At 43.1% G+C, this 19,322-nt stretch carries 16 protein-coding genes; 10 read left to right on the top strand and 6 right to left on the bottom strand.

Translation table 11 applies throughout. The features are described 5' to 3' along the window. Position 1 precedes the first annotated feature (1 nt). Positions 2–1,171, bottom strand: a complete 1,170-nt coding sequence (argJ, locus tag Q1Q15_RS05235) for a bifunctional glutamate N-acetyltransferase/amino-acid acetyltransferase ArgJ (protein WP_300457390.1) — start codon at positions 1,169–1,171, stop codon at positions 2–4. Positions 1,172–1,516: 345 nt separating this feature from the next. Between argJ and Q1Q15_RS05230 the strand changes: the two genes are divergently transcribed. The 5 genes from Q1Q15_RS05230 (at position 1,517) to truA (ending at position 7,393) form a co-directional block, all read left to right on the top strand. Then, positions 1,517–2,956, top strand: a complete 1,440-nt coding sequence (locus Q1Q15_RS05230; RefSeq protein WP_300457388.1) for an ATP-binding protein — start codon at positions 1,517–1,519, stop codon at positions 2,954–2,956. Next, entirely contained in the window at positions 2,946–4,352 is a 1,407-nt protein-coding gene (locus Q1Q15_RS05225) for a sigma-54 dependent transcriptional regulator (RefSeq protein WP_300457386.1), read from the top strand. The genes Q1Q15_RS05230 and Q1Q15_RS05225 overlap by 11 nt, the downstream gene beginning before the upstream one ends. A 328-nt stretch (positions 4,353–4,680) precedes the next feature. Continuing rightward, positions 4,681–6,012 carry a response regulator gene (locus Q1Q15_RS05220; protein ID WP_300457384.1) on the top strand — a complete coding sequence of 444 codons (1,332 nt, stop codon included), beginning with the start codon at positions 4,681–4,683 and terminating at the stop codon, positions 6,010–6,012. A 198-nt stretch (positions 6,013–6,210) separates the two neighbouring features. Beyond that, positions 6,211–6,657: a MarR family transcriptional regulator gene (locus Q1Q15_RS05215; protein WP_300457382.1), complete on the top strand. Its 447-nt coding sequence runs from the start codon at positions 6,211–6,213 to the stop codon at positions 6,655–6,657. After that, entirely contained in the window at positions 6,650–7,393 is a 744-nt protein-coding gene (gene truA / locus Q1Q15_RS05210) for a tRNA pseudouridine(38-40) synthase TruA (protein ID WP_300457380.1), read from the top strand. The genes Q1Q15_RS05215 and truA overlap by 8 nt, the downstream gene beginning before the upstream one ends. Here truA and Q1Q15_RS05205 read toward each other — a convergent pair. From Q1Q15_RS05205 to Q1Q15_RS05195, 3 genes are all read right to left on the bottom strand, one after another. Next, the gene (locus Q1Q15_RS05205) at positions 7,384–9,168 is read right to left on the bottom strand and encodes a chloride channel protein (RefSeq protein WP_300457378.1); all 1,785 of its coding nucleotides are present in this window, start codon (positions 9,166–9,168) and stop codon (positions 7,384–7,386) included. The genes truA and Q1Q15_RS05205 overlap by 10 nt on opposite strands. A 5-nt stretch (positions 9,169–9,173) precedes the next feature. Beyond that, positions 9,174–10,484, bottom strand: a complete 1,311-nt coding sequence (locus Q1Q15_RS05200; RefSeq protein ID WP_300457376.1) for an aminotransferase class I/II-fold pyridoxal phosphate-dependent enzyme — start codon at positions 10,482–10,484, stop codon at positions 9,174–9,176. A 135-nt stretch (positions 10,485–10,619) separates the two neighbouring features. Further along, positions 10,620–10,892, bottom strand: a complete 273-nt coding sequence (locus tag Q1Q15_RS05195; protein WP_300457374.1) for a PxxKW family cysteine-rich protein — start codon at positions 10,890–10,892, stop codon at positions 10,620–10,622. 221 nt (positions 10,893–11,113) lie between these two features. On the opposite strand from Q1Q15_RS05195, the gene Q1Q15_RS05190 reads away from it, so the two are divergent. Beyond that, entirely contained in the window at positions 11,114–12,106 is a 993-nt protein-coding gene (locus Q1Q15_RS05190) for a KpsF/GutQ family sugar-phosphate isomerase (RefSeq protein WP_300457372.1), read from the top strand. After that, the gene (locus tag Q1Q15_RS05185) at positions 12,093–13,412 is read left to right on the top strand and encodes an ATP-dependent 6-phosphofructokinase (RefSeq protein ID WP_300457370.1); all 1,320 of its coding nucleotides are present in this window, start codon (positions 12,093–12,095) and stop codon (positions 13,410–13,412) included. Before Q1Q15_RS05190 ends, Q1Q15_RS05185 begins: the two co-directional genes overlap by 14 nt. Here Q1Q15_RS05185 and Q1Q15_RS05180 read toward each other — a convergent pair. After that, entirely contained in the window at positions 13,402–15,093 is a 1,692-nt protein-coding gene (locus Q1Q15_RS05180) for a penicillin-binding protein activator (RefSeq protein WP_300457368.1), read from the bottom strand. The two genes, Q1Q15_RS05185 and Q1Q15_RS05180, sit on opposite strands and share 11 nt — an antisense overlap. 214 nt (positions 15,094–15,307) lie before the next feature. Continuing rightward, complete coding sequence (gene miaA / locus Q1Q15_RS05175) at positions 15,308–16,219, bottom strand: tRNA (adenosine(37)-N6)-dimethylallyltransferase MiaA (protein ID WP_300457366.1); 912 nt, start codon at positions 16,217–16,219, stop codon at positions 15,308–15,310. 159 nt (positions 16,220–16,378) lie between these two features. Here miaA and Q1Q15_RS05170 point away from each other — a divergent pair, with 159 nt between their 5' ends. The 3 genes from Q1Q15_RS05170 (at position 16,379) to Q1Q15_RS05160 (ending at position 19,319) form a co-directional block, all read left to right on the top strand. Next, the gene (locus tag Q1Q15_RS05170) at positions 16,379–16,765 is read left to right on the top strand and encodes an FAD-dependent oxidoreductase (RefSeq protein ID WP_363320870.1); all 387 of its coding nucleotides are present in this window, start codon (positions 16,379–16,381) and stop codon (positions 16,763–16,765) included. 46 nt (positions 16,766–16,811) lie between these two features. Further along, positions 16,812–17,309, top strand: coding sequence for an NADH-quinone oxidoreductase subunit NuoE (gene nuoE, locus Q1Q15_RS05165; RefSeq protein ID WP_300457364.1), 498 nt, complete (start codon positions 16,812–16,814; stop codon positions 17,307–17,309). A 96-nt stretch (positions 17,310–17,405) separates the two neighbouring features. Beyond that, positions 17,406–19,319 (top strand): NADH-ubiquinone oxidoreductase-F iron-sulfur binding region domain-containing protein, encoded by a 1,914-nt coding sequence (locus Q1Q15_RS05160; RefSeq protein ID WP_300457362.1) that lies wholly within the window; start codon positions 17,406–17,408, stop codon positions 19,317–19,319. Positions 19,320–19,322: the final 3 nt, after the last annotated feature.

The raw sequence follows: 19,322 nt of genomic DNA, 5'->3' as shown, positions 1-19,322 counted from the left end.
GTCAAGACCTGTAATCGGCATTAATTTTCACATACGCCTCACTGAAATCGCAAAAAAGGAACCCATCGGCCTCTTGGCCAAGATTCAAATCCAGGGTAATGATAATCTCACTTCTTTTCATGATTTGGGCGGTCTTTTGTTCTGCTTGGGCTCCCTGCCACCTGCCGTTTAAAACCAGGGGCTGATCCTCAAAAAAAAGATCCATTCGTTCCGGAACCACATGGGCACCGGATCGCCCGGCGGCAGCAGTAATCCTTCCCCAATTGGGGTCTTCACCATAAAGAGCGGTCTTCACCAGATTGGAATGGGCAATGGCTTCAGCCGCCTTGAATGCATCCTGTTTTGTTTGGGCCCCCTTTACAATTATCTGCACCAGCTTGGTGGCGCCCTCCCCGTCTTTGACAATCATTTTGGCAAGATCAAAGCAAACTTTATCCAGCACGGTTTGAAACTTTTCTTTAGATTCTTCAGCGGCAATTTCCAGGCCTGAAGCACCGTTTGCCATTGCTAAAAGGGTGTCATTGGTACTGGTATCGCCATCAACGGTAATCCGGTTAAAGGATTTTTCATTGGCAGCGGTTAACGCTGTTTTCAAATCCTGGGCAGAGATGTTAATGTCCGTACAAACAAATGCCAGCATGGTTGCCATATCCGGACGAATCATGCCGGACCCTTTTGCAATACCCATAATTGAAAATTTTTTATTACCCATCACCCCATGTTCGGTTATCACTTTAATATGTGTATCTGTTGTAAGAATGGCAGTGGCAAAATCCTCCAAATGGTTTTCAGAAAGATGTAAAACCGTTGCTGGAATCCCAGTTTTAAATTTATCCATGGGAAGGTTTGCGCCAATCACACCTGTGGAGGCCACCAAAACAAGGTCCTCGGAAATCCCAAAAGAATTGCCAACCATTTGAGAACAGGCCATGGCATCTTCAATACCCTTTTTCCCTGTAAAGCAGTTGGCATTGCCGCTGTTGACAAGAACCGCCTGGCATAAGCCGGCTTTTATTTTTTCTTTTCCAAGTATAACCGGTGCGGCCGCCACTTTATTGCGTGTAAACAGGGCTGCGGCAACAGCCGGTTTTTCACAATATATGAGCCCCATATCTTTTTGATCATTTTTTTTGATCCCGGCATGAATACCGGAAAATTTAAAGCCCTTCATAAACCTTACTCCTGAAAATACTGACAACAAAAGATAAAAATACATTATACGTTGCCCATGGGTTTGTGTAAATGATTTAAGATCGAAAACAGCCAATACTGTTGAAATTCCATCGCTAAAAATGGGTTGACTTTTATCGGGTACTCCTATTTGATAGCCTTGTAGGAAGAAAACATCAAACTGTGAAGATCATGTAACCGTATTATTTTGATCGCTTTTCAACCCAGTCTCTGTTTCCTGAAAAGACGTTCATTCCCCGGGTGATGCACGGACAGAAATGGGTTGGGCTATTGGGTGCGGTTAAATCGGACTATAAATTAGAGCAATCAAGAAAGGATATTTTTCATGAGAATAGCTGTGGTTGGAGCAGGAAGCAGGTGTTTATACCTGATAGACATTATTGATAAATATGAATTTAAAGTTATTTCTCCTGTCATCGTTGCTGTAGCCGATATTAAGAATGATGCTGTCGGGCTTGTAAGGGCCAGGGAAAAAGGGCTTTTTGTTTCCAATGATTACAATGACTTTTTTACATGTGATAATATAGATCTCATTGTAGAATTAACCGGCAACCTGGATATTTATAATGATATCCTATCCAAGAAAAGCAGCAAAGTTCGGACCATTGCCCATACCACGGCACGTCTTTTCTGGGAAATCGACAAGGCCGCTCAAATGTACAGCAAGACAAACCAGGAACTTTCTGAAACCCAGGCATTATATGATGCCATGATTAACGAACTGATTTTAGAAGATGTCACTGTCATTGACCTGGATTATAAAATCCTTGATATCAATGAAACATTTCTCAAAAAACTTGGATTGACCCGGGACGAGGTTATCGGGCATTATTGTTATGAAATCACTCATCATCGGTCTGTCCCGTGTTCGGGCAACGAGCATCCCTGTCCCCTTGCAAATGTCAAAAAAACAGGACAATCTTCAAAGACAACCCACGTTCACCTGGATACAAACGGCAAAAAACATTATGTTTCCATCTCCTGTTACCCCCTTGTTGAAAAAAATGAACTAAAAGGTATTATTGAACTGTCCAAAGATATTACCCGTGAAATAGAATTTGAAAAACAAATGATGCAACAGGAAAAATTGGTTTCCATCGGCCGGCTTTCAGCCGGGGTTGCCCATGAAATCAACAACCCCCTTACCACCATTTTGACCTCGTCCATGCTGATACAGGAAGATTTGGAAAAAGGGACGGAAATGTATGAAGAACTGACCATTATCAGTAAAGAAGCGTTACGATGCCGCAAAATTGTGAAAAGCTTACTGGATTTCGCCCGGCAGAGCAAAGCCATTAAAAAACCGGATAATATAAATGAAGTGATCCAGGAGAGTGTGGTCCTGACACGAAAACAGGCTAACTTTAAAGATGTTTCTCTCAATGCCAGTTTGGCAGACAACTTACCCATGGTTGCCATTGACAGGGATCAAATCCAGCAAACCATTATCAATCTGACGTTAAATGCCATTGAAGCAACCCCGCCAGGGGGTCAAATCAACGTGTCCTCCCAGTATCTTGAAAAAAAAAAGACCATTGAAATTATCGTGAGTGATACGGGTGAAGGCATTCATGCTGAAGATCTGAATAAAATTTTTGATCCCTTTTTTACAACAAAAAAAAGTGGCACCGGCCTTGGTCTTACCATTACCCATGGTATTATTGAACAGCACGGCGGGACCATTGTGGTAAAAAGCGCCCTGGGGAAAGGAACAAATTTTCATATCTCCCTCCCGGAATTCGAAGGCTCTGACCATGACTATTGACAAGACGGTTTCCCTTCTTGTGATTGATGATGAATTGCAGATTTGCCGGAATTGTCTAAAAATTCTTACCCGGCGCAATTATTCGGTTGAATATGCCCTGGACGGATTGACGGCTTTAAAATTGATGGCATCAAAACACTTCGATATTGTGATTACCGACCTGAACATGAAACGCCTCGGAGGGATGGAGGTCATTGCACGTATCAATACGTCTTTTCCCGACACGATTGTTATTGTGATGACCGGATATGCCAATGTATCCTCCGCAGTTGAAGTGATGAAAATGGGCGCGTTTGATTATCTCCCCAAACCCTTCACCCCGTTTGAACTCAGGGCGGTTGTTCATCAAGCCGTGGCCAGAATGGCGCTTAGAAAACAGCAGGCCAGACTTATTGATCCCCGAACAATAAAAAAAATTTCTCATCAGTTGATCGGGGAGAGTCCAGGGATAAAAAAAGTCATACAGATGGTTCAAAAGGTCGCCACCACAGATGCCAATGTTCTGGTTTATGGTGAAAGTGGCACGGGTAAAGAATTGATTGCCCGGGCAGTTCATGCGAACAGCAACCGGAAAAACAATGTTTTTTTTGCTGTTGATTGCGGCACCCTGACAGGAGAACTGCTGTCATCCGAACTATTCGGACATGTTAAAGGTGCCTTTACCGGTGCTGATAAGGACAAACCCGGTATTTTTAAACTGGCTCATAAAGGAACTGTTTTCCTGGATGAAATCAGCAATACGAGCAGAGAAATTCAAAGCCGGCTCCTGCGATTCCTTGAAACACGAGAATTTATGCCCGTTGGCAGTTCAAAAACAATAAAAGTTGACGTTCGTTTGATCTTTGCAACCAATAGAAAGCTTGAAGAAATGGTGCAAAAAGGCCAGTTCAGAGAAGATTTTTATTACAGAATTTTTGTTTATCCGATTGTGATACCCACACTGAATGAGCGGAAAATGGATATTTTACCCATTGCCTATTTTTTTTTAAACCAGTTTAGTAAAAAAACAGGAAAAAACATAACCCAATTTGATGAAAAATCAGCAAGCCGGTTAATCGAGTATCACTGGCCGGGAAATGTCAGACAGCTGAAAAACGTTGTTGAACGTGCCGTCATTCTATGCGAGCACCGCACAATTACATTGAAAGAATTGCCAATGTTAGGGGAAATAAGCGAAATTGATGAAATGATTGAAAGCATCCCCAAAACAAATGAGGACCTGAAAGCCTTGAAAAAGAAAATTCGGCAGAAGGCTGTAAATAAAGTTGAAAGAAATTTTATATTAAATGCCCTGGCAAGAAATGAATGGAACGTAACACAGGCATCCAAAGAAACTGGCCTACAACGTACAAATTTTCAATCCCTCATGAAAAAACATAACATATCCCGTCCTTAACCCTTTTCTTGTCCTTTAGATGCCAATACGGCAGATTCCGTTGTAAAATTATAAACATCTGCTGTAAAAATACTTTCACTATACACTGTATATTATTTAAATACAGTAAGCGATCCGGCCCCTCCCCTGAGGAACCAAGGCTATCTTACACTTAACTGTATAAAAAAAAAATACAGTTAAACAAGGGCTGCACAGCCATAAAAGAACAAAACACTTTAAAATCAAATAGTTACGAATTACCATCCAAATGGCACACTATCTGCAGTATTTGATTCAACGAACAAATACCAGTCAAAATTGACGTAACCCGATTAACAGGAGGTATATCATGGAACATCAAACAAAAATAATGGTGGTGGATGATGAACTTGGCATTTGCAAAAATGTGGAAAAAATTCTCACAAAAAATAACTATACTGTAGTTCATACCCAAAGTGCTGTTAAAGCCCTTGAAATGATGAAAAATGATTTCTTTTCCCTTCTTATTTCCGATATTGTTATGCCGGAAATGAACGGTCTGGAGCTGTTAAAACATGTTGCAGCAGAGGTACCAAAGACGAAGACCGTTATGATGACCGGATATGCCTCAACCAACACGGCCGTGAAAGCGATCCGCCTGGGAGCGCTGGACTATATCGCCAAGCCGTTTACCCCGGACGAGTTGAGGAAAACGGTCAACAAAGCACTGGATGATGAATTGGTAAAGATGACCATCACAGATGAAGAAAGAGATGCCATTGAGGTGATGGATATTGAAATCGACTTTGGTCTGGATGCTGCGAGCAACCTTGTCAAGCCAGATACGGAACCTGTTTTGGAAGCGGTTTCCCAAACTTCGGAATTTCATTGCAGTGTCGGCAACATGGTTTGTGACGTGATGGAGAAACTGGGAACGACCTGTAAAACAGGGCTTAAAAAAAATTATTGCCCCAAAATCAAAGCAAGAGAAAAAAAGAAAGCCAAAACCGCATCTGTATTTAATCCTAAAACCATGATTGGTATTGATCAGCCCTTTGATTACGATGAAGTGATGGCAGTGACAGGACCTGAATATGTTCACAATATGAACAGGGATGGCTTTGCCTTCCTTCCCTATGAAGAACTCAAAAAGGTCAGTCCTGTTGATCAGCCCTTTGATTATGATGAAGTGGCAGCAGTGGCAGGCAGTGACTATACGCACTACATGGACAGAGACGGTGTCGCCTCCCTCCCCTATGAAGAACTGAAAAACAACACGCCTGTTGCAGCCAAAACAACAAAAGAGGATGCTGTTGAATCGACCCGGGAGCCCTCGTTGAAAAATATCCTGGTAGTGGATGACGAGGTGTCGGTTAACAACAATATCCGAAAAATTCTTGGGAAAAATGGGTTCCAAGTGGATCAGGCAGTGACAAAAGAAGAGGCCATTGAAAAGATCAATCAACTGAATTATAAAGTTGTTCTTCTGGACTTAAGAATACCGGGTGTCTCCGGCTTGGAACTTCTCACTACGATTTCCAGGACACAGCCCTTTGCAAGGGTGATCATCATAACCGGCTATGCCAGCATAGAAACCGCTATTGAATCTGCCAGAATCGGCGCAGTGGATTATCTTCCCAAACCCTTTACCCCGGATGAATTGAGAAATGTTGCTGAAAGAGCCTATGCCATAGCTGTATAAATTTTTTTCGATGCGGCAACACATTAAAATTGTCACCACCCTCCGACACGGGCACAATCGTTGCCTGCTGCGGAGGGTGTTCATATTTAATCCGTTGAACCCGGTAACACTTCATGGCGGATTGAATCAAACTTTGGTTGACATCTGGGGCCAAACATTATAATTGCATATACAAGTGTATGTTTTTTTAAGGATGCCATGGAAACCGAAGAAAATTTTCTTGAAAGCTGTCTGTTTTTTAATACCAATACCTTGTCAAGGTATCTGTTAAAACTTGCTGAAAAAGAATTCAAACATTTAAATCTCTCCCCGGCCCATGCGTCTTTATTGCTTTGGGTGTATGATGATCCGGGTATCAGCCCCAAGCAATTAAGCCAGAAACTTCATTTGACCCCTTCCACCATCACCCGGTTTGTGGATGCCTTGGAAAAAAAGGCCCTTGTGACGCGGAAGGCAAAAGGGAAGTCTGCCTTTATCTCTCCCAGCAAAAAAGGGCTTGAATTAAAAGTCCCCATTGCCATTGCCTATAAAAAATTATACCTGACTTACACGAAGATTCTCGGGGCCGAAATTGCCAATCAATTGTCTTTTTCAATTCTTAAAACCCATCAGAAATTAGCCGATTATTTAGACCGGAATGAATAAAAATTTTAAAATTATTGTTGAATATGACGGGACAGCCTTTTTTGGCTGGCAACGACAAAAAGACAGGACAACCATTCAGGGTGAACTCGAACGAGCGTTAAGCATTATCCTGAACCAGGACATCAAAATTTTCGGATCAGGCCGAACCGATGCAGGTGTCCATGCCTATGGCCAGGTCGCTAATTTTCATGCAGATACCCAGATCTCCTCCCGGGATATTAAAAAGGGAGTGAACAGCCTTATCAAAGATCCCATTGTGATCAGGGACTGCCATATCGTGGAACCGACTTTCCACGCCCAGTATCATGCTGTTTCCAAAGAATATCATTATCTGATTTTAAACAGGGAAGACCCTTGTGCCATTGGCCGGTTGTATCAATGGCATATTCGACACCCCCTGGATATTGACATGATGAATCAATGCTGCCAGTCCATTACCGGGGTTTTTGATTTTAAATCCTTTGAAAATTCAGGAAGTCCTCGCACGTCTACCGTTCGACACGTTTTTTTTTCCCATATCCATCCTTTGGAGGACAGCCGGCTGGTATTTAAAATCTGCGGCAAAGGATTTTTAAAGTATATGGTACGAAACCTGATCGGGACCATTGTCCTTGCCGGGTTAAAAAAAATAACCCTAACAGAATTTAATGCTATATTTGAAGCAAAAGACAGGACAAAGGCCGGTCCCACGGCACCGGCTCACGGATTATTTTTAAAACAGGTCAATTATTCGTGATCTTTTATTTTTCTAACATGGTCATTGTAATGTGAGATAATATCCCGCCTGTAGATCAAACCGAGCAGATGCCCTGAATCCTCTTCATCCACAACCGGTAAGGCATCAATATTTTTTTGGGTCAGCTTCAGGAGGACGGTATTCAGATCTTCGGAAGGCGTGGTATAGATCAGATCAGACACCATGATATCTTTCATGACAACCAATTGTTCTATATGAAGGGTAAAAATAACCCCCCGGATATCCGTAGAGGAAAAAATGCCTGAAAAAGACCCATTTCGGTCAATAACGGGGAAATAATGCTGTTTGGTGCTTGAGAAAATTTTTTTAAATTCACTGAAGGGCATATCTTCATTCACGCACCTCACCTCTTTGATCAGGTGTCGTAAATTTTTGACCTTTATGGTTTGAAGGATATCCATCATAAATTCCCCTGCATGGGCCGGTGAATCAATTCTGGATTTGACCTGGTTTTCAAAAATTGTCCATCGCTGGCACAACAAATAGCAGATGGAACAGACCAGCAGGCTGGGTAACAGCAAGTGATATGAATTGGTCATTTCACTGATAAAAATAATCGTTGAGATCGGGGTATTGGATGCCGCTGCAAAAAACCCGGCCATACCGACAATAACAAAGGATCCCGGGCTGGTGACAACCGAAGGGATCAGCAGATGGAAAATTTTCCCCACCGCACCTCCCATGGCACCCCCGATGACAATGGAGGGACCAAATACCCCGCCGCTGCCGCCGGAACCAATGGAAAAAGATGTGGTAAATATTTTTCCCAGGGCCAGTGCAATTAATGTGGGGATGGCAACCTGGTTAAAAATGGCCTGCTGGGTAATCCCATACCCAAAGGCGAGCGTATACGGCAGAAAAAATCCAATAATACCTGTGATCAGGCCTCCCACTGCCGGTTTAAAATGATTGGGAAAAGAGAACTTCTTGAACAGATCCGTAACCCCGTAAAATACTTTGATGTATAAAATGGCCGTCAGTACCAGGATAACAGCCAGAACAAGATACGGTCCTAATTCCAATGGATTTCGAAAGATAAAATCCGGAGAATGAAATAAAGAGCCCCACCCAAAGACAAGACAGAACAGGCAATAGGCAACAACCGATGAAATACCCGCGGGGATGATGACCTCTGATTCAAAATCAGGGTCACGGTAGAGTACCTCAGCAGCAAAAAGTGCGCCAGCCAGGGGTGCGCGAAAAATACTACCCACTCCGGCACCGATACCTGCTGCCATCATAATTCTTCTCTCTCTTTCGGAAAGCTTGAATTTAGTGGCCAAAAAAGATCCAAAGCCCGCACCGATCTGTGCGATGGGCCCTTCCCTGCCCCCGGATCCCCCTGTGGTCAATGTGATGGCGGAAGCAATGGTTTTGATGAAGGGAACCCTGCTACGGATAAGCCCGCCTTTATGATGGTAGGCATCAATGGCAGCATCGGTTCCATGGCCTTCGGCTTCCGGAGCAAATGTGTAGACAATCCACCCACTGACAAGGCCGCCCAGAGCCGGCAGAAATAAAAGTATCCATCGATTAAAAGGGGTTTGGGTATGGGGCAAAAGAAGATGTTCACCTGCCGGAGCGTCGGGTCTGTATCCTGCCATCATATCCAGGAAATAATGCATGCCAAGTCCGCACAGGTAATGAAAAATAATGGCACCGCAACCGGCAATAATGCCAATCAAAACAAAATAGAAAAGCCACCTGCCGGCAACGGCAATATGCTGTGAACCGACCTTTTCTCTAAAGCCCATGGGCATTAACCTTTTCTAAGGTCATTAATGCCGTTCAATACGATATCAAATAAAGTTTCCACGTCATTTTCCTCGAGACAGGAAAATGCCACCCGGATATTCTTGTCTCCAATGGAAATCAAGCCCGTACCATAATTCTCAAGCAAATGGACTCTCAAGTCTTCTGCATTCACATCCTTGAGCCGGATACACATGAAATATCCTGAGTTAAATGGATACACATCAAATGCATCTTTGAATTTCGGATTTTTCAGGACGGATTTCATTTTTAATGCCCGTCGCTTCAGAAGTTCAAATTTTTCCTGTTTATAGGCATCATAGTTCTCGTCAGCCATGGATTTCAATAGAATGGTCTGACTTAAGTGGGATGAATTGGAAATATTTCCCCGGATACACCCTGCCGTCTTCTTTTCCAGCGCTTCCAAAAGCGTGTCATCATCTCCGGACACACCATAGGTAATAAACCCAGTCCGAAAGCCCCAGACATAATCTTCTTTTGTTGCACCATCCAGCTTTATGGCCACAAGGCGTTCGTCTGCGCCGCATAGTTTTGAAAATATGGATTCTTTGCTGGTTTCAGCTTCAAAAAACAACCCGAAATACGCATCGTCACATGCGGCAACCACATGGGTACCCTGGTGGGCAATATCAATGAGAATATGGGCAACCCTATCGGCTTCACGTTCACTTAGCGTGTATCCGCTGGGGTTATGGGGAAAGTTCAAAACCACAACGATTTTATCGTTTTCCTTTGCCTGCTGACGAATCACGTGTTCAAAAGAATCAACATTAAAGTGCGTCAGACCATCGTCAAACGTTTTGTAATGAACAATGCGACCACTGTTTCGGACACAAAAGGTCATATTGTAATTGCCCCACATCATGTCCGGCATAACAATCACATCATTTGTATCTATCCACATATCCGACAGGATGCTGACCCCATGGGTGATGCCGGAAGTGACAACCGGAAGACTGACTTTTTTGTTTTTGAGAGAGGGATTTTTTTTATACAGATCCGTCTTCCACTTGTTTCGAAGCTCAGCAATACCAAAGGAGGGGGCATATGATAAATAATCATCCGGATCAATACCCGTTATATACCGGGTGATTGATGGAAGGCTCAGTACAGCATTCCCTTCTTTGGCGATCCCAATGGTAGCGTTAATTTTATCAGCTTTTAGTTTGGCTTCCGCGCTCTGACTCAAAATACCTTTAGGAAAAAACAGGGCTTTCCCCATATCAGACAGCATTTCAAAAATATGGGGATTAGATCCTTTAATCGTTTGATTCAGTTCTTGTGCAATAGGATTCATAATTCATTCTTTTAAAATAATTAATGGATAAAAAAGACGTTATAACAATTCATACCGCATTTTAACCTAAAAAAAACTCTGTAGCTTTATCAGGACGAAAACCACAGAGTTTCAAACAAACCAGATATAGAAAAATTATCTTCTTTTGGATGCTTTGATCGGGTTAACCTTTTGCTTTTTGGTTGCTTCAGCGGCTTTAATATGGGTTGCAAAATTACAATTGCCGTTTTTCCACTTCAATGAGGGATCTGGCGCTGTAGTGCAATATAAACCGGTTTCATATTCCCCAATCCTCTGGCACCCGTTGCATTCATCAACGATGGGAAGGCAGGCGCCTTCATTATAGCCGCAGCCTTTTGCTGTCATGAATACGCAGTTTTCACCGTTTCTAATAGTAGTACAAATCATAATAATAATCCTGTATCTTAATTCTGTAGTTTGAATTTCAAATAGTCGCTTAGGGACTATAACCCTAATTGACTATCACACCATCAAAAACTTGTCAATAATCGAGTAGGGTTTCAGAAAAATTTTTTTATATATGCAAAACAGGTCGAGTATTGTATATAAAATCAATATAGCAAGTTAGCCATTGTTTCATTACTTTGAGGATTAAATCGTATTCAATCATGATAATAGATAAAGCAAAAGAAGTATTAAAAATAGAATCAGACAGCATTTTAAAATTAACCCAAAACATCAATGCCGATTTTGAAGACATGGTGAATATTATTTGCAGTTCTACCGGCCGGGTGGTCATCTCAGGCATTGGAAAGTCAGGCCTTATTGGCAAGAAGATTGTGGCCACCCTCATTAGCACGGGAACCAATTCACTGTTTCTACATCCGGTTGAGGCCCTTCACGGAGATTTGGGAATGGTGAGCAAAGATGACGTTTTTATAGCGATCTCCAACAGCGGCGAGACCAGCGAGCTCAACCAACTGCTGCCTGTGATCAAAGAAATTGGGTGCAAACTCATTGGATTTACAGGCAAAAAAGATTCCAGCATGGCCAGATTATGTAATATCGTCATTGACACAGGGGTTGAAAAAGAAGCCTGTCCCTTTAATATGGCACCCACGGCCTCCACAACTGCCCAACTGGCCATGGGAGATGCCCTGGCCGTTGTGTTGATTACCCAGAAAAAATTCAAGAAGAGTGACTTCATGAAATCCCATCCCGGTGGTATTTTGGGACAGCGTCTCTCCTGCCGGGTGGGTGAAATCATGTTTGAAGCATCCACTGCTCCCTCTGTATTGAAGGGATCTTCCATGGGAATTGCCATGGAAAAAATGGACAATTTCAGATTAGGCGCTGTCATGGTTCTGGACGAACAGAAGACGCTCCTGGGGATTATCACAGACGGAGATATCCGTCACTGCATGGCCAGCGCCCAATATGATTTAGCCGACAAAGCGGTTGACACGGTCATGAGCAAAAATCCCCATTCGTTAACGGCAGACGCTTTTTTATATGATGCATTAAACCTTATGGAAAAATACCAAATCACCGTGCTGCCCATTGTTGACACGCAAAATAGACTTGATGGACTTTTACATTTACACGATATTCTTGGAAAAGGATCTTTTCAATTTAATGGAGGCGGTCATGAAAGACTTTAATTTTTGTACGGATATCATGACCCTTGGTGAAGCAAAAATTATGTCGCCGCTTAAACGGCACACCAAATCGGGCGAGCCTGAAAAAAAATTTGTTTCAGATGATGCAAGGATCATTGTGGATGTTCAAATGAATCATCTGGAAGCTGATTTGAACCAAAACATCAGTTTTGATCAGGCAGGTCCAAGGGAAAAAATATATTTTGATCCGAGCAAACTGAAATGTGCCATTGCAACCTGTGGCGGGTTATGCCCCGGTTTAAACGATATTATCCGGTCCATTGTTTTGGCATTGTATCACCTGTACAATGTGAAGACGATTTATGGCATCAGGCACGGGCTTCAAGGATTTATTCCTAATTTTGAACATGATGTATTGGATTTAAATCCGGATGTTGTCTCCGGCATTCAGAATACAGGTGGATCCATATTGGGCTCCTCCCGGGGGACCCAGGATATCGACATGATTATTGATTGTCTTGAACGGATGAACATTGGCATCCTGTTCATGGTGGGGGGTGATGGAACATTAATGGCCTCAAAAAAAATTGCAGAAGAAATTGAACGAAGAGAGTTAAAGATATCCATCATAGGGATTCCCAAAACCATTGATAATGATATTTTTCTTGTCTCCCGATCCTTTGGATTTGATACTGCCGTTGATGTGGCAACACTGGCCATCGAAGGTGCACACAACGAGGCTGTCGCCTATCCCAACGGCATCGGTTTAATTAAGCTCATGGGCAGGCATTCCGGATTTTTGGCTGCAACTGCGGCTCTGGCACAACAAGATGCCAATTTTGTTCTCATTCCTGAGGTGGATATTTTTCTATATGGGAAAACCGGATTTTTGCAGGCCCTGGAAAATCGCATCCGTCATCGAAATCATGCGGTTATTATTGTGGCTGAAGGTGCGGGTCAAACTTTTTTTGAAGATCAGGAAAAGCATTATGACCCTTCGGGAAATGTTATCCTCCAGGATATTGGCCTTTTCCTCAAAGATAAAATATCCCAATGGTTTAAGGCAAAAAATATTCCCATTTCCCTGAAATATATTGATCCGAGCTATATTATCAGAAGCCTTCCGGCCAATGCCAATGACAGTGTTTTTTGCGGGTTTCTTGGCCGTGACGCGGTTCATGCAGGAATGGCAGGGAAAACCAAATTACTGGTCAGCTTTTGGAACAATCATTACGTTCATGTGCCCATGGATGCCGCTGCAGGAAAGGGGAAACGGATGGACCCCCACGGAAGACTCTGGCAGTCCGTTCTGGAAGCAACGGGCCAGGATGCCTTTTTCACCGACTGATTTCAACAAATTCTCCTTTTTTAATCGTTATGAGGAAAAGCTCTCTATGCGCAGCACCAAACTGGTCAAAAATAGTATGACCGGTTACCCCTTCAAAAATTCGCTTGCCTTTCAGGGCATCCTTTAACGCGGCTCTTGAATCAATGGTTTCATCCATGGCCGCTAGGAAAAGGAGGGAGGCGGTATCATAGGAAATGGCCTCTAAAAACTGGGGTTTTGTATTAAAAAGGGATTCAAATTTTTGTGTAAACTGGGTGGTTGCAGACTTTTGACTGTTGTCGAAAAAACCATCGGTGATGATCGCATGGTGATGATACCCTTTTGCATTTTTCAATAAACGGTTGTCATGCCACAGATTCGTTCCAACCAGATACATGCCGGTGGCATCATTAAAGGCAAGTTGTGGAAGAATCAACCCCACCTTTGAAGGGGAATCAGGAATAAACAAGGCTTGAAAATCAATCTGGACTTTTTCTTTTCTGGGTTCGGTTTCAGTTAGCTCGGAATCCATCTCTACATCCGCGTCAACGCCCGGATTGTTTTCAGATTCAATGACCGCTGGTTTTAGAAATTCAGGGACCGGAAAGAACTGGCCGGTAAGCTTTTGTATCGGCACTGTAAAATCCGTTTTCTTACCGTCATATGACTCAACCCCCACAACTTCTCCATTATACTCATCCACGATGTCCCAAAAAAGTTCCATATATTTTTTGCCATATTTTTCGTTGGGATAGAGAATGGCCACTTTTTTTATCCCAAGTTTCAAAAACAAATAAGCACCAAGGGTTTGCACCTGCATCTGGGGGGAGATAAAATTTGAAAACAAATAATCTCCCTGAAAAGGGAAGTCGTTTTTTTGTGTTAAAGCAATCATTGGCATCCCAAGTTTTTGGGCTTCCTGTCCAGCCGGATTGACGGTTAATAAAGGTCCGATTATCCCGGCAACGTTTTTTTGATGGAGCTGCCGGACGCCTTCAATGGCCATATCCGGGTTTGCCTGGGTGTCTTTGATGATGAGCTTGAATTCCCGGGAATACTTTTTTGACAACTCCTGTATGGCCAATTGTATTCCGGATAATGCCCGTTGACCAAAAATAGCGTATTTCCCGGTCAAGGGCAAAAGGCACCCGATTGTATCTCTTTTGAAAACTATTTTTTTAATAACGGCAACAAGATCTGCGGCATCTGCCGCATAGGGATGGTCAGGATATTCAGACAAAAAACTTTCAAGTATGTTTTTGGATCGAACTGCATTGTTTTCCATTGAAAAATTCAACCCAAGCCAATATAGCAATAAGGGTCTTGGAATATGAATATTTTCGTTGTCCATCACTTCTGCGATGATTGCGGTTGGTGTTTTGGCAAGAAGTGATTCAATACGGGATATAAGGGGTGATCTTTCCGCCTCACTGGCCTGGTCCAGGGCTTGATTATAGGCAAACAAGGCATCTTTGTAATTTTTCTGCCGGATAAATTTTTCCGCTTCATCCGATAAAATGGCGACAATGGAGATCTTTGATTGATCTGCTTCTCTTTTTTCTTCTCCAGGGACAGGCACCTGTTTGATTCTCTTTTCTTTTTCAGCAGACGGTTTTACATGGCGCTGGGCACACGCAGGCAACCAGACCATCATCATAACAAAAAGAAAGAGTATTAATAGACTTGAATATTTTGGCTTCATTTATTTAATGCTTATTTTTCCATTATTTTGGTTTATATGAAAGTAGTGGGATATGAGTTCTGAGTAATGAGACCCAGCTTGTCAATGTCACTTCTCTCAATACCCAATACTCACGACTCATTACTTTCATCCTTTGTTGTGCCCGTCAGGGCATGGCGGTTATCAGGAATATGTCATCATAATGTCAGACATGGACTATATGGAAAATAAATGGCTATGTCAAAAATTCTTTTATCATCTGTTCAGCCAGATCAACCTGGGACGGCATCAACCAATGAATCTCTTTATCCTTATGAAACCATGTAAACTGCCGTTTGGCATATCTTCGCGTATCCCGTTTAAACAGCCGGACAGCCTCTGTCCAATCGACTTCATGGTTGATGAACATGGCCATATGTTTATACCCAATGGACTGCAGGGGTTTTAGATCAAGCGTATATCCTTTTTCAAGCAAGGTGACAACTTCATTGAGCAGGCCTTGATGCAGCATGATGTCAACCCGTTTATTGATGTGGTCATACAGCGTTTCTCTGTCCATATGGAGTCCGATTTTCATGCTGGTATACCGCACCTCATCAAACCGATGCCTGTTGTGCCGATCGGAAATCCTTTGACCGGTTGCCTGGTAAACTTCCAATGCCCTGATGACCCTGAACGAATCGTTTGGATGAATTTTCCGGGCCGCTTCAGGATCACATTGTACCAGTTTTTGATACAATTTCAGGCTGCCCTGGTCCTCAAGTTCTTTGGTCAATTGCGACATGGTTTTTTTGCACAGGGGTGCTGACCGAAACAATCCGTTCAAAAGGGCCCTGATATAAAGCCCTGTCCCACCGGTCACAATCGGAAGCTTACCCCGGGCTGTAATATCTTCAATGGCTTTATCGGCGGCCTCAACATAGCAGCCGGCATCAAAATCATCTTTGGGATCAACAAAATCAATCAGGTGATGACGGACTTGTTTCACCTCCCCGGGTTCCGGTTTTGCCGTTCCGATATTCAGGTATTTGTAGATCTGCAAAGAATCCGCACCAATGATTTCTCCATTAAACCGCTGGGCAACTGAGATGGCAAATGAGGTTTTACCGATTCCTGTGGGCCCGCAAATAATAATCAGTTTTTTCATAGCAAATATTTATGTTCGTTCGATAATTGTTGACACCATTTGATGGATCGATTTATAACATAAACTCTTTTTTAAAAAAATATAAGTTTTTAAGATTATAAGCAGTTTCATGTTATCAAAATGTTTAAGTGATATAATAGAAAAAGGAGAGTGTTACTTATGAGGAGCAAACAAACAGGATCTGTAGTGGTTATTGGCGGTGGTATTTCCGGCATGCTCTCAGCCCTTGATCTTGCAAATTCCGGATTCTATGTTTATCTGGTGGAAAAAAGCCCCTCCATTGGCGGTGTCATGTCTCAACTGGATAAGACATTTCCGACAAATGATTGTGCCATGTGAATTATTTCACCCACACTGGTCGAGGTCGGCCGGCATCTAAACATTGAATTAATCACATACGCTGACATTGAATCCATTGAAGGCACTGCTGGAAATTTCAAGGTCAAAATCAAAAAACGGGCCCGAAGCATATACACAGACCGCTGTACCGGATGCGGAGAGTGTGTTGAAAACTGTCCTGTGACACAACAGATTGTAGCCGTGTAATTTAAAGCGCTTTTAAAAATCTGTTCATTATCGAGGAGAATTACAGATGAGTAAAGTGACGACTCAACCTGGCAATGATGGTGAAGAAATCGATTATCTGGAGTTGGACCAGATCATTGAAAAAGAATTTGACGGTGAAAAGGAAAATCTGATTATGATCCTTCAGGCCATTCAACGTCGATACAATTACCTTCCCAAGGCAACGCTTTTGTACGCATCAGAAAAACTGGACATCCCTTACAGCAAAATTTACGAAGTCGGCACGTTTTATAGTACCTTCAGCCTCGAACCAAGGGGTCGAAATATTGTTTCCATATGCCTTGGAACTGCCTGCCATGTCAGGGGGGGGGAACGCGTCCGGGAACAGCTTGAAAAGACCCTTGAGATTAAAGACGGTGAAACAACTGAAGACAAGCGATATACCCTTGAATCTGTTCGTTGTATCGGCTGTTGCAGTCTAGGCCCGGTCATTAAAATCAATGAAGATATGCATGGTCGCATTGCGCCTGATCAAATCGACACTGTATTACATCAATACGAATAACGGCCATGGCAGATCACTCTGTCACAAAAAACATGAAAGATATTCATTTATGCAGGTTAAAAATTCTTTCATATCAAATCACAAGAGGGATGAATCATGACTATTCAGTCTGTAACAGATCTGGAACAAATAAAAGAGGAATACCGGCTAAAGCTGAACCTTCCTGAAACCATCAAAGTGAATGTGGGAATGGCTTCCTGTGGTATTGCAGCCGGTGCAAGAGCGTCCTTTGATGCGGCAAAACACGAATTCTCAAACGATACCGGCATTGACATCTGCCAGACAGGATGCATCGGTTATTGTGAGGTTGAGCCATTGGTTGAAATTCTTTCCAGGACCAAACCCCGCATGATGTATAAAAATGTAACCAAAGATAACATTGTGGATATTATCAACGATTATAGACACAATGCGTTTAACAACAAAAAGACCCGAAAGCATATTTTAGGACAGGTAAAAGACCCGCGGTCTCTTCTTGAAAATGATATGGACAACCCCCAGGAAAATATTGACCCTGTGGAAGGCATCCCCTTTCTTGAGGAAACCCCTTTTTTCAAAGGCCAGGTGAAGATCGCTCTGAGAAACTGTGGGTATATTAACCCGGACAGCATTGAAGAGTACTTTGGAAAACAAGGATACACCGCCTTTCTTACGGCACTTAAGACAAACAAGCCCCAGGATATCATCACCACTATTAAGGAATCAGGCCTGCGAGGTCGAGGTGGCGGGGGGTTTCCCACCGGTATTAAATGGGCTACCTGTGCAAAGTTCAGCGGAGAACGATACATTATCTGCAATGCGGATGAAGGAGATCCTGGCGCTTACATGGATCGAAGTATTCTGGAGGGGGATCCCCATTCGGTCATTGAGGGCATGCTCATCGCCGGCCTTGCCATTGGATCTTCTCAAGGATTTATGTATGTCAGAAATGAATATCCCCTGGCAGTAAAACGGCTTGTGACCGCCATAAAACAGGCCACGGCCTACGGTCTGCTGGGGGATAATATTGCCGGCAGCACGTTTTCCTTTAAAATAAAAATCTCCACCGGTGCGGGCGCATTTGTCTGTGGCGAATCCACGGCCCTCATGGCATCTCTTGAAGGGAAAGTCGGTCGGCCCAGAGCCAAATATGTGCATACCGTTGAAAAAGGATTCCGGGATCAACCGTCTAACCTTAATAATGTTGAAACCTATGCCAATGTTCCGGCCATCCTCCTCAAAGGGGGGGGCTGGTACGCAGGATTCGGCACGGATAACAGCAAAGGGACCAAGGCCTTCAGTCTTGTGGGAAAGGTAAAGAACACCGGCTTGATTGAGGTTCCCATGGGCATATCTTTACGGGAGATTGTCTTTAATATGGGACAAGGGGTACCCGGGAAAAAAAAATTCAAGGCCATTCAAACCGGCGGGCCTTCCGGCGGATGCATTCCGGAAAGCCTGATGGACACGCCCGTGGATTACCAGCAACTGGCCCGGGTCGGTTCCATAATGGGATCCGGTGGTATGATTGTCATGGATCAGGACACCTGCCTGGTGGATGTTGCCCGATATTTCCTTGATTTTTTGAAAGAAGAGTCCTGCGGTCAGTGCAACCCTTGCCGGGAAGGGATCAAACAATCCCTGGATATCCTTACGGCCATCTGTGAAGGTAAGGGAAAAGAGGGCGATATTGAACTGCTTGAAGAACTGGGGTCAATGATTGAAAAATTTTCACTTTGCGGCCTTGGCACCTCTGCTCCCAACCCTGTTCTGACCACCATTAAATATTTCAGGGAAGAATATGAATCTCATATCATTGACAAAAAATGTAAAGCGGGTGTCTGTAAGAACCTGTTCTTTTATGAGATTGATGAGAACGCCTGCACCGGCTGCACCGTCTGTGCAAAAAAATGCCCCCAGAATGCCATCACGGGTGAAAAAAAAGAACCCCACCTTCTGGAACAGGATAAATGCATTAAATGTGGAATTTGTTACGATGCATGTAAATTTAATGCCATCGTTATCAAATAAACA

It is taken from the genome of Desulfobacula sp., from assembly GCF_030145145.1.
GTDB lineage: Bacteria > Desulfobacterota > Desulfobacteria > Desulfobacterales > Desulfobacteraceae > Desulfobacula.
Note: the sequence above shows the minus strand (reverse complement) of the source record. Positions and strands in the feature narration are given on the sequence as shown.

Excerpts from the sequence above, each read along its gene's own strand:
- Q1Q15_RS05215 (WP_300457382.1), top strand. The coding sequence starts at position 6,211 with ATGGAAACCGAAGAAAATTTTCTTGAAAGCTGTCTGTTTTTTAATACC.
- truA (WP_300457380.1), top strand. The coding sequence starts at position 6,650 with ATGAATAAAAATTTTAAAATTATTGTTGAATATGACGGGACAGCCTTT.
- Q1Q15_RS05190 (WP_300457372.1), top strand. The coding sequence starts at position 11,114 with ATGATAATAGATAAAGCAAAAGAAGTATTAAAAATAGAATCAGACAGC.
- Q1Q15_RS05160 (WP_300457362.1), top strand. The coding sequence starts at position 17,406 with ATGACTATTCAGTCTGTAACAGATCTGGAACAAATAAAAGAGGAATAC.
- Q1Q15_RS05185 (WP_300457370.1), top strand. The coding sequence starts at position 12,093 with ATGAAAGACTTTAATTTTTGTACGGATATCATGACCCTTGGTGAAGCA.
- Q1Q15_RS05220 (WP_300457384.1), top strand. The coding sequence starts at position 4,681 with ATGGAACATCAAACAAAAATAATGGTGGTGGATGATGAACTTGGCATT.
- Q1Q15_RS05180 (WP_300457368.1), bottom strand. The coding sequence starts at position 15,093 with ATGAAGCCAAAATATTCAAGTCTATTAATACTCTTTCTTTTTGTTATG.
- nuoE (WP_300457364.1), top strand. The coding sequence starts at position 16,812 with ATGAGTAAAGTGACGACTCAACCTGGCAATGATGGTGAAGAAATCGAT.
- Q1Q15_RS05230 (WP_300457388.1), top strand. The coding sequence starts at position 1,517 with ATGAGAATAGCTGTGGTTGGAGCAGGAAGCAGGTGTTTATACCTGATA.
- Q1Q15_RS05225 (WP_300457386.1), top strand. The coding sequence starts at position 2,946 with ATGACTATTGACAAGACGGTTTCCCTTCTTGTGATTGATGATGAATTG.
- Q1Q15_RS05200 (WP_300457376.1), bottom strand. The coding sequence starts at position 10,484 with ATGAATCCTATTGCACAAGAACTGAATCAAACGATTAAAGGATCTAAT.
- Q1Q15_RS05195 (WP_300457374.1), bottom strand. The coding sequence starts at position 10,892 with ATGATTTGTACTACTATTAGAAACGGTGAAAACTGCGTATTCATGACA.
- miaA (WP_300457366.1), bottom strand. The coding sequence starts at position 16,219 with ATGAAAAAACTGATTATTATTTGCGGGCCCACAGGAATCGGTAAAACC.
- argJ (WP_300457390.1), bottom strand. The coding sequence starts at position 1,171 with ATGAAGGGCTTTAAATTTTCCGGTATTCATGCCGGGATCAAAAAAAAT.
- Q1Q15_RS05205 (WP_300457378.1), bottom strand. The coding sequence starts at position 9,168 with ATGGGCTTTAGAGAAAAGGTCGGTTCACAGCATATTGCCGTTGCCGGC.